The sequence below is a fragment of the Nitrospirota bacterium genome (assembly GCA_035516965.1).
Lineage (GTDB): Bacteria > Nitrospirota > UBA9217 > UBA9217 > UBA9217 > MHEA01.
The window spans coordinates 1-10,853 of sequence record DATIZR010000070.1 but is presented as its reverse complement, the minus strand read 5'-3'; the positions used below and the strand labels follow the sequence as shown (position 1 = coordinate 10,853).

Annotated in this window: 7 protein-coding genes; 3 read left to right on the top strand and 4 right to left on the bottom strand. The window is 61.4% G+C overall.

Features of this window, described 5'->3' with window-relative positions; all coding sequences use genetic code 11:
• Positions 1-570 (bottom strand): cytochrome d ubiquinol oxidase subunit II (locus tag VL197_11425; protein HUJ18590.1); only part of this gene is annotated, 570 nt, incomplete at its 3' end.
• A gap of 469 nt (positions 571-1,039) precedes the next feature.
• Between VL197_11425 and VL197_11420 the strand changes: the two genes are divergently transcribed.
• The 3 genes from VL197_11420 to VL197_11410 all read left to right on the top strand — a co-directional run bounded on the left by VL197_11420 (position 1,040) and on the right by VL197_11410 (position 5,371).
• Positions 1,040-2,314, top strand: a complete 1,275-nt coding sequence (locus tag VL197_11420) for a hypothetical protein (GenBank protein HUJ18589.1) — start codon at positions 1,040-1,042, stop codon at positions 2,312-2,314.
• Positions 2,315-2,455: 141 nt separating this feature from the next.
• Positions 2,456-4,822: a multicopper oxidase domain-containing protein gene (locus VL197_11415; GenBank protein HUJ18588.1), complete on the top strand. Its 2,367-nt coding sequence runs from the start codon at positions 2,456-2,458 to the stop codon at positions 4,820-4,822.
• Positions 4,823-4,963: 141 nt separating this feature from the next.
• A complete protein-coding gene (locus VL197_11410; GenBank protein HUJ18587.1) occupies positions 4,964-5,371 on the top strand; it encodes a hypothetical protein in 408 nt (135 codons plus the stop codon).
• 113 nt (positions 5,372-5,484) lie between these two features.
• Here VL197_11410 and VL197_11405 read toward each other — a convergent pair whose 3' ends face one another.
• The 3 genes from VL197_11405 to VL197_11395 form a co-directional block, all read right to left on the bottom strand.
• Positions 5,485-5,958 (bottom strand): hypothetical protein, encoded by a 474-nt coding sequence (locus tag VL197_11405; GenBank protein ID HUJ18586.1) that lies wholly within the window; start codon positions 5,956-5,958, stop codon positions 5,485-5,487.
• On the bottom strand, positions 5,955-9,131 hold the full coding sequence (locus tag VL197_11400) for a CusA/CzcA family heavy metal efflux RND transporter (GenBank protein ID HUJ18585.1): 3,177 nt from the start codon (positions 9,129-9,131) through the stop codon (positions 5,955-5,957). Before VL197_11400 ends, VL197_11405 begins: the two co-directional genes overlap by 4 nt.
• A gap of 121 nt (positions 9,132-9,252) precedes the next feature.
• On the bottom strand, positions 9,253-10,644 hold the full coding sequence (locus VL197_11395) for an efflux RND transporter periplasmic adaptor subunit (GenBank protein ID HUJ18584.1): 1,392 nt from the start codon (positions 10,642-10,644) through the stop codon (positions 9,253-9,255).
• Between the last annotated feature and the right edge of the window lie 209 nt (positions 10,645-10,853).

Sequence of the window (10,853 nt, the reverse complement as noted above, 5' to 3'; positions counted from 1 at the left end):
AAAGAGCGGTATGTACAGGGCGCTCGACAGAACGCCGTAGAGCAGGGGAAAGGCCACAAAGAGCCCGCCCCCGCCGAAGACGAGCCATGTCTGGTTCGCGTCCCAGACCGGAGCAATGCTCTCGATCAATCGATCACGCTCGTCCTCGCTCTTCATGACCGGGAACAGGAGCGCGATCCCGAGCCCGAACCCGTCCAGGACCAACACGAAAGCGGTTCTGACGCTGTCCACGTCCGGCACGGGTACCACGATCCATGGCGTACAGGTCACCGTCAATCTTCCCTCAGGCGTAACGGCCAAGGGGAGCCTCTGCACGGGAGGCACCCTGACCTGTCCTACGGATGCCGGCGTGGTGACCGTCAACGGGGCAGCTGCGGGCGCGGACCTTGCGGGCAGTTCGTACGTGCCCTCGATGCGTACGATAACACTGATCATCGCATCCAATAGCGGCTTCACGACCGGAGATTTCGCCACGGTGAACTGCGATATCGTTTCCGGAAATCCCGGTGCGACAAGCTTTACCCTGAGCGATTTCAAGGCCGTTGACGGGGGCGGTGCAACGATAGGCACTATTACTCCAGGGTTCACGGCAGCATTTCAGTAACCTGCTAAAGGTATCCGCAAGCGTGGGACGGCATCCGAGGCGACCAGTGTGTCATGCCTAGCTGCCTGAGTCAGAATCACGCTGCGACCGCGGCTGCCATGAATCCCGCGACTTGCAATCCCACGGCTCCTGCCGGGGGTAATGCGTCGTAATCCGCGGGAGGTCGCGTTCTTGAGGGGAACACCGGTTCCTGACTGTGGGGGCTCCACCAGGAATTATTAAGCAGTGAGGGATATCGATTGTCCCTCTTGAAATTATAAGGGCCGGGGAGATTTGGAGGTGTTTCAAATATCCCATTCCATTGCTTTCCCCCTGCCACTGCAAGGGGCTTGCCAGACAAAATGTAATAAAAATTACGTTTCCACGAGGATCACCGGCCGCAAGGATCGTTTTATGCTAAACTTCGCTCTAAGTAGTATGATCTTACGTCTAGGTATGATCTTACGTATTGTCGCATTGTTGGTCTTCATTGCCGCCCCGGATGCTTTTGCGGCTCCCGGCATCACCGTGCTTCCCTCCGGCGCTGACCAGTATGTGGTCCAGGGCGGTGATTTTTCAGGCATCGGCGGCGTCGATATTACGCTGCGCTACGATACGTCGTCGATCTCGAACCCGCGGGTGACCGTCGCGGGCCTGGCCTCCGGCGCGCTCATGGCCGTGAACAGCTCGACGCCGGGAGTGCTCCGGTTCGCCCTGATCCGAACAACGGCCATCTCCGGTTCCGGGCCGATCGCAACTATGAATTTTTCACGCCTGGCGAGCACGGGCCAGGACATCCTCTCGATGGCTGCAACGGCGGCAATGCCGGAGGGCAAGACCGACGTCACCCTCTTGACGAAGATCGTGAACGCAACGCCGGCTTCCGCGGACACTTCAGAGGGGGCAACAAATCCTCCGAGCGGAGCCTCCAGCGAAGCCGGCGCGACGCCGGCTGCGCGGAACGCTCCCGGAGCATCGCAGCCCTCCCCTGCAGTCGGGGCCGGCATCGTGATCGTTCCTGTCCCGGCATCGACCGAAGGGAAGCCGTCGCCCGCGACCGCGCCCGAGCAGCAGCCTATTGCCGAGGCGCAGCAGCCGAAGAAAGAGCAGGCTGACAAGAACGCACCCCCTGAGCCGGTGATGACGGCGTCAAGAGAAAAGACAGCAGCCGAACCTGCCTTGAAGCGCGTTATGATGTACCAGAGCGTGCTGGAGCGGTTCAAGGAGTACAAGGGTGAGAAAACCCCGAAGGCTCTCATGGACCTGTTCTCCGGGAAGGAGCGGGGAATCCAGGCCCCGCCGCCTGTCCTCTCGAACGGCATGTCGACCGTCAAGGTGGTTCTGGAACTCGATTCCAGGGGAGAGAATAATAATTTCCAGATTGACAATGCAACGCTGGTCTCGATCAATAACGCAGGGAAGGATCAGTGGGTTGCAGAACTGCTGCCTGACAAGAGGGTCTGGGAAGCGTCGATCGCCATTCCCCGGAACCGCCAGTTGAACGTGATGCCGCTTACGGTATCGCCGGCTGTGGACCTGACCCCAATCCGGCAATCAGGCAGGCTTACAGAGTCCGATTTCAAGCGGTTCCTCAAGGAGCGGGGAACAGCCAAGTCTCCCAGGTTCGACCTGAATGGCGACGGCGTGCGGGACTACATAGACGATTATATATTCACGGCCAACTACCTGATACGGCATAAGCAAAATGAGAACACCGCAAAGAGCAGGTAAAGGCGGAGCCGGGAATTTCCTCACAGACGACTACTACTGAACGATTTAACACCATGCTTGCCGGCGTGCGGGTCCGGACGCAGTCTCGCGACGGAAGATCAACCGGAATGCAGTAAAACATCTTGCACAGGGAGGGGAACTATGTCACTACGAAAGGCAGTGCACAATTCTGGATTTATCTTGCTTTTATTGCTGCTGATCGCAATGGGATGCTCGAACTCGGGGAACAGCACAATCCTCTCAACGACCAGTTCCACGAGCACAACGGGCGTCACGGCGGGCCAGAACCCGCTGAACCCCAAGACATTGGTGCAGTTCCAGAATCCGTTCATCGAGATACCGATCGCCCCGGCATCGGCCGCGACCTACACCGTGACCGTGCGGCAGTATCCCGACTGGGATTTCGGCCTCAGGATCCGTGACGGTATAACCGGCCAGATCGTCAGACCGACCAACCCTGATACGGGCAAGACGATCAAGACCCCGACTTGGTACTATGACACGAACAACGCTCCGCTAGGAATCTATGGAGCCACGATCGAAGCGGTCCAGGGCACCCCGACAACGGTCACGTACGTCAATGACCTTCGCGACGAGCAGCTCGACGCAAACGGCAAGCCCATGAAGGGCACGGGCCCGCTCCTGACAAAACATCTCTTGACCGTGGACCCGACCGTGGACGGCATGAACCTCGGCGAACCGGAGGTCAGGATCGTGACGCATCTGCACGGCGGACACGTGGACTGGCGGTATGACGGCCATCCCGAAGCCTGGGTCACCAACATTCCCGCAAGCCAGCAGATAGCGAACGGCGTTATGTATGGTATCGCGGCCGACCCCTCCCGGGGATTCCCCGGACGGCCTTCGGACAACATGGTCACGTATCACTACGCCAATGACGACGATGCCGCGACGCTCTGGTTCCACGACCACTCCTATGGTATCACCCGGCTGGCGGCCTATGCCGGTATTGCAGCATTCTACCTCGTCCGCGATGACCTGGACAGCGGCGACACGAACAGCCTCGGTCTGCCCTCGGGCAAGTACAGCAATCCGGTCGTGCCTTCACTTCAGTCCTACAAGTATGATCTCCCGGTAGTGCTGCAGGACAAGGCATTCACCGAGGACGGGTCCCTGATCTTCCCGACCTTTACGAACCTCGGGGTCTACATGTACACCGTGCTGCGCGACCGCAACGGCAACCCGACGCAGACGGTCCGGCCCGAGATGTTCGGCAACGTGAACGTCGTGAACGGACAGGCCTGGCCCAGCAAGACCGTGGAGAGGACCGGCTACCGGTTCCGGTTCGTGAACGGGGCTGACTCGCGCGTTTACAACCTGTGGCTCGAGGACTCCGACACGGGCGAGATCATTACCCCGGCCCTGGCCACGGCAGCGTCCAGCACAAGGGCCTGGCCCATCGTGCAGATCGGCGCTGAACAGGGGCTTCAGGGGCGTGCGGTGCCGATCATGACCGGCCCACGCGACCTGGGGTTGACCCTGGCGAACGGCGAGCGCGCGGACATCGTCATCGACTTCTCCCATCCGGTCTTCGCGGGCCGCAAGCTCGTCCTCAGGAACGACGCGCCGGCACCCTTCAATGGGCTCTTCGGTCCGACCAATGAGGACATGACCACCCTCGATCCGAACACGACCGGCAAGGTGATGCAGTTCCTGGTCAGCGGGCCGTCAGGGACGTCCTATGACTCGAGGATCACGGCATGGATGCAGGATGAAGGACTGCGGCCTGATTCGGACTTCACCCTGGCAGCGTCAGCCAAGACGCGGTACATGGACTTCCAGGAGCGCAAGGATGACGTTTACTCCTTCTTTGATCCGATCGCGAACTCGACGTTCTACCGCACCCAGCTGCTGATCAACGGCCTCCGTTTTGCCGACCCGATCACGGAGAAGGTGAAGCAGGGCACGGTCGAGGACTGGGTCTTCATCAACACCACGCCGGACATGCACCCGCTCCATATGCACCTGGTCAAGTTCCTTGTTGTCGAGAAGGGGCATATCAAGGCGGGCCCCGGCGGAGGGCCTGGCGGAGCCGGCCTGTCCAATGGAGATCCTGCGCCCAATTATATTCGTGCCGACGGCGTTGGCGGACTGCCGGGCAAGATCTGCAATGGCCTGATAACCTCGCCGAGTCCTACGGGATGTTATACAGAGTTCTCGCCAAACTTCGATCCGCGCGATCCCGATCCGTCCGGGACGCCGACCGGAGTGCTGGTGCCTGATACTCCCGAGAACTCCCTGTATACCCGGTCCGGCAATGAGACCGGCTGGAAGGACACCGTCAAGGTGCCGCCTGCCCAGGTGGAATATGATGTGAACGGCGGGCAGGAAGTCGTCAACCCGGGGTATGTCCGCATCAGGGCAATGTTCAGCCTGCCAGCCAGTGCGGATAACGGTGGAGGGCTGGGAGCGACCTATATGTACCATTGCCACATCCTCTCTCATGAAGAGCACGAGATGATGCGGCCATGGACAGTGGTTCCGTGATAGACCGAATGCGTGCATCGATGATCATGACGGGCCGGGGAAATCCGGCCCGTTTTATTTCAGTTGAGTGCGGTGTCGTTTCAGCATACACTCGCAGAAGCTGTTCCGATCGTTCTGCGGGAATGTCATAAAGGGGGATACATGATGCGCTTTTCACGAATCTTGATTCTGCCGGCGGTTGCTTTATTTCTGGTCCTCTCGGCCGGGTGTACGAGCAAGTCCGACCTGTCCGGAAAATGGAAGGGGATCATAACGGTCACCGATACGGGCAAGACCATGTCGGACCTGGAGTTCGTACTGGTCCAGAAGTCGCAGGACCTGACGGGCATGTTGATCTTTACGAAGGTGGACGGCGGGAAGATGAAGCTGTCGGGATCGCGCACCGGAGACGAGGTCAAATTTACGACCGAGTCTAAGAAGGGGTTGAACGTGGCCTTCACCGGGACGGTGAAGAGCAGGTCGCGTATCGAGGGTACGGCGACCCTGGCGTATTTCGATCCGAAGGTTCCGGTCAAGCAGGATGTGGTCACGCTTGAACTGACGAGATGACGGCCAAAGTCCCCCCCCGGATAAAGGGGAGAACGGAATCTTGAACCGCGAAGACGCTCTCTCCACGTCCTCGCGGTTCATTTTTTTACACTGATGCAGCCCCGCCGCATTTTCTATTTTACCGTGTACCAGAACCTCGTCTCCCGGACCATTTCGTCGTCGATCTTGAACTTGACCATGATGCCGTATTTCCCCTTCTTCAGGAGATCGACATCAACGCCGAAGTGGCCCTTCATCTCGGCCAGGTCCTTGATCTGCTCCCGGTGGTCGGGGCCGATAATTTTCGCCCGAACTTGCCCCTCCGTCAGGAGCCTGCCGGATTTGGCGTTCCTGAACACCACCGCAAGGTGATGGGTCTCCTTGATCCCCCTCGGCATCTCCACGCCGTGCACCAGCATGCTTTCCTTCATGTTCAGGACCTTGAACGTCGCCTTGACGCCGTCGATGATTTCCTCATGGGCGATCGCTCCCGCCCCGGAGAAACCCGCGCCCCGCTCCTGCTGCGGAGATGCCTGGTTTGATCCCGCCGCCGTGAAGGGCATCGATATCATGATCGATGATACAAGGATAAACAATGCTTGTATCATTCCGTTCCTTTCGCATCTTCCGGCAAGCCTTCGCTGCCCTCACTCATGACGAGCCTGCCCCGCGCCAGGTCGCGCTTCTTCATCAGAACGAAAATCACCGGCGTCATGATCAGGACGTGGATCGCCGACGTGATCATGCCTCCGATCATCGGAGCGGCGATGGGGCGCATGACATCGGCGCCGGTGCCGTTGGACCACATGATCGGCGCAAGGCCGAGGAGGGCCACGGTGACGGTCATCAGCTTCGGCCTGAGCCTGAGCACGGCCCCCTCGCGGGCAGCTTCGACAATGTCCTGCTCCGTGAGTGGGCCCTGCCTGAGCCTGCGGTCAAGGGCCTCGTGGAGATAGAGGACCATGACCACGCCGGTCTCCACCGCGATGCCGTAAAGCGCGATGAACCCGACCCAGACCGCCACGGACAAGTGATACCCGAGCAGCCAGACGAGGTATACCCCGCCGACGAGCGCGAAGGGGACGGAGAGCATGACCATGGCCGCTTCCCGCGCGGAATGGAACGTGAAATAGAGGAGCATGAAAATGATCAGGAGGCCGAGGGGCACCATGATCCTGAGGCGCGACCGGGCCCTGAGCTGGCTTTCCCACTGGCCCGCCCAGGAGACGGAATATCCCGCGGGAAGCGACAAGTTCCGCTTGAGAAATTCCTGGGCCTCCCTGACGAAGCTTTCCAGGTCGCGTCCCCGGATGTTCAGGAACACCACGGAGCGCAGCATCCCGCCTTCGCTGTTGATCTCCGACGGGCCCTCCGTAACAGCGATCCTGGTCACGAGCGAGAGGGGTACCTGCTTGCCGTCGGCCGCGCTCACGAGGACCCGGGGCACGGCTTGCAGCGTATCGCGCTGGTCCCGCAGATACCGCACCCGGATCGGGAAACGGCCCCTGCCGCCTCCCATTCCCATGGCCTCGGAAACCGACACGCCGCCCAGGGACGTCTCGATGGCATCCTGCACATCCTGCACCTGCACGCCGTATCGGGCGGCCGCCTGCCGGTCCACAACGATGTCCAGATAGCTGCCCCCGCCGGTCCGCTCCGCGACAACATCAGCGGCTCCGGGTACGCGCTTCAGAAGCGCTTCTGCCCGTATTGCCAGAGTCTTCAGGACATTCAAATCGCTGCCGTAGATCTTGACCCCCAGATCGGTCCTGATCCCCGTGGAAAGCATGTTGATGCGGTTCACGATGGGCTGCGTCCATCCGTTCCTGATCCCGGCCTGGCGCAGCTTCCCGTCCAGCTCCGCGATGATGTCGTCCTTCATCATGCCCGGCCGCCACTGGCCGCGGGGCTTCAGCAGGACGATGGTCTCGAACATCGAGACGGGCGCGGGGTCGGTCGCGGTCTCGGCCCTTCCCACCTTGCCGAGCACGCTGTCCACTTCGGGGAGGCTTTTGATGATGGAGTCCTGGACCTGGATCAGCCGCTTGGCCTCGGTGAGCGAGATGTTGGGCAGCGCCACGGGCATGTAGAGCAGGGAGCCCTCATCGAGGGGCGGCATGAACTCGCTGCCAAGGCCGAAGAAGAGCGGGATCGCGAGCAGGAGCGCGGCGACGTTCAGCGCCACGGTCTTTCCGGGATTCCGGAGCGCCCACGCGATCGCGGGATCGTAGAGGCGCATGAAAAACAGGGAAACGCGGTTCCGGCTTTCGGGCGCCATGCTGCCGCGCAGCAGGTAGTACATCAGCGCAGGGACGAGCGTGATGGCGCTCAGGGCGGCGGCGGCCATGGTGAATGTCTTGGTGAAGGCTAGGGGATGAAAGAGCTTTCCCTCCTGGCCTTCGAGCAGGAATACCGGCACGAAGGAGAGAATGATGATGGCAAGCGAGAAAAAGATGGGCCTCCCCACCTGCTTCGACGCTTCGATGATGACCTCGAGCCTCCGGTCCTTCCGGGCGTACACGGGCAGCTCGGACAGTCTCCGGTAAGCGTTCTCGACCATGATCACGCCCGCATCGACCAGGACGCCGACTGCGATGGCGATGCCGCCGAGGGACATGATGTTCGACGTGATGCCGAGCAGGTTCATGGCGATGAATGCCGCCAGGACCGAAACGGGCAGCGTGAGGATGATGACCAGGGCGCTCCGCGCGTGCAGCAGGAAAAGGGCCACCACGAGGGCCACCGCAATGGACTCCTCGGCCAGGACCCGCTTCAGGGTCCTGACGGCGCTGTTGATCAGGATCGAGCGGTCATAGGCAGTGGCTATCTCGACGCCGGGTGGTAGGCCGCGGTCGATCAGGCGTATCCTGTCCTTGACCATCCCGATGACCTCGGCCGCGTTCTCGCCGGAGCGCATGACAACGATGCCGCCGACCGCCTCACCCTCGCCGTTCAGGTCCAGCAGACCGCGCCGGAATGCACCACCCATCTGCACAATGCCCAGGTGTTTGACCATCACGGGGATGCCGCGCTGGTCCACCAGGACCGGCGTGTTCTCCAGGTCCCGGAGAGAACCGACGGAGCCTGTGCCCTGGATCATGAACTCGGCGCTCGCCTGGTTGACCACGTTGCCGCCCGACGTTGCGTTGGCGCGCCTGAGCGCGCCTATCACATCGGCGGTCGTGATCCGGTAGCCGAGGAGGAGCCGCGGATCGAGATCGACCTGGTACTCGCGCACGAATCCGCCGATGGACGCGACCTCGGCCACGCCCGGAACGGTGCCGAGCTGATAGCGGATGAACCAGTCCTGGAGCGTCCGGAGCTGTTCGAGCGTATAGCCCCGGGCGCGGATCGTGTACCAGAACACATGGCCCACGCCCGTGCCGTCGGGACCCATGAGCGGCGTCGCGCCCGGAGGCAGGAACGAGGACGCGGCATTCAGGCGCTCCAGGACGCGGCTCCTGGCCCAGTACAGGTCGGCCCCGTCGTCGAAGATGACGTAGATCATCGAGAACCCGAAGGCCGAAGAGGCGCGCACCGCCCGGACACGGGGGATACCCTGCAGGTTGCTCGCCAGCGGATAGGTGATCTGGTCCTCGACCACCTGGGGAGAGCGGCCGGGATAGTCGGTAAAGACGATCACCTGGTTGTCGGAAAGGTCGGGGATGGCATCGACGGGGGTGGTACGGACGGCCCAGACGCCCCAGCCGATCAGGAGGGCAAAGGCGAGCAGGACCGGAATGCGGTTCCTGGCGGAGAACTCGATGATGCGTTCGATCATGAAAAAAGGCTCCGATAGCACCCAGGTTCCGCTGCGCGGAACACACGGATAGATACGGGTTTAAGCCGAAGCTCGATCACGGTTCCGTCTTTTGCCGTGAGTGCTGAAAGGCGCCCGTGGTTCAATGAGCACTGACCGGCTTCCCGTTTTTGTCTCCCGATGGAGTCGGATCCATGGTCATGCCGTTCATGTCCATATCGTCCTTCTTCTGACCGGGATGCAGGGCGGCCGCCTTCGCTGCTGAACCCGGTCCGCTCTCGCGTCCCGTGGGCGTTGCTGCGGTGATCGGCCTTCCCCCCATGCCGAGCCTGGCCTCCGAGTCCACCAGGTAGGCGCCGTTTGCCGCGATCACTTCGTTCTTCTGCAGGCCCTGCAGGACCTGGACATCGTTCCGAAAGCGCACACCGGTCCTGATCTCGCGCGGGACGAACACTCCCTGTTTGGTCTGGACCCAGACGAGGGATCGGCTGCCGGTCACGATGACCGACTCGGCGGGAACGGCGAGGTCCGTGCCGAGGGGAATCTGTATCCTCGCCTGCACCAGCATGTCCGGCTTCAGGAGGCGGGTCTTGTTCGGGATCACGACCCGTACCCTGACGGTCCGCGTCTTCGGCTCGACATAGGGATAGATGTACGTTATGGTTCCGGAGAACTCCCGGCCTGGGTAGGCGCGGGTAAGCAGGACAACGCTGCTGCCCGCTTTGAGGAAGGAAAATTCATCTTCGTAGACATCCAGCTCGGCCCAGACCCGCGAAAGGTCCGCAACAGCGACCAGTGTGTCTCCGGCCTTGACGAACTGTCCCTCCTGGACCTCCTTGGCCACGACGGTCCCGCTCACGGAGGGATAGACCGGGATCCGCACGTCCGGCTTTCCGGAATGCTCCAGCGACCGGAACTCGGCATCCGTGAACCCGAGCTGGCGGAGCCGCTGACGCACGCGGTACAGAGGCGAACCGCTCCCCGCAGCCCTGTCGGCCTTGTCCTGGGGAGCTGCTTCTCGATACAGGGCGAGGTATTCCTCCTCGGCGCTCAGGAGCTCGGGCGAGCTCAGTTCGGCTATCGGCCGGTCCGTGGCTACTTCCGCGCCCACGCTGTCGGCGTAGAGCCGTTCAACCCTGCCCGACACCCAGGCCGACGCCTTGCCCTGCCGGGACTGATCGTAGGCGATCACCCCGGCGGCTTCGATCTCCTTGAAGAGCGGCTTGTACATCACGCTGGTCACGTCAAGATTCGCCATCACCTGCTGCGAAGGCGAGAGATAGACGTGTTCTTCCAGCCTCGGGCTGTTCGCAGCGGCCTCGGCAGCGGACCTTTTGACAAGGTCCATGCCGCAGACCGGGCAGGCCCCCGGACTGTCCTTCGAGATAAAGGTATGCATTGCGCAGGTATATTCCTCTGCAGCGGGCTGCGCCTGCGAGCCCTGGGGATGGTGATGCCGATTCCACAGAAGTCCGCCGCCTGTCACGAGGCACAGGCCGGCCAGGACCAGAATGAGTTTTGTCGATCGCTTCATAGGTATATTATTGCCCGGGAAGGGGGAATGCCGATAGCTGTCCCATCATACGATAAAGGGCTGTCCTGTTCAAGCAGATAAAGTCGATTCCGTGCATGCCCCGCGGCCGCGCGCGAGTCTCTTCATCTGCCGTAAGAGGCTTGCCGAATGACTTCCGGATGTGAAGTCTGCGGTCCTTCCCTCATCCCTGGTGATACCCCTCTCCATGC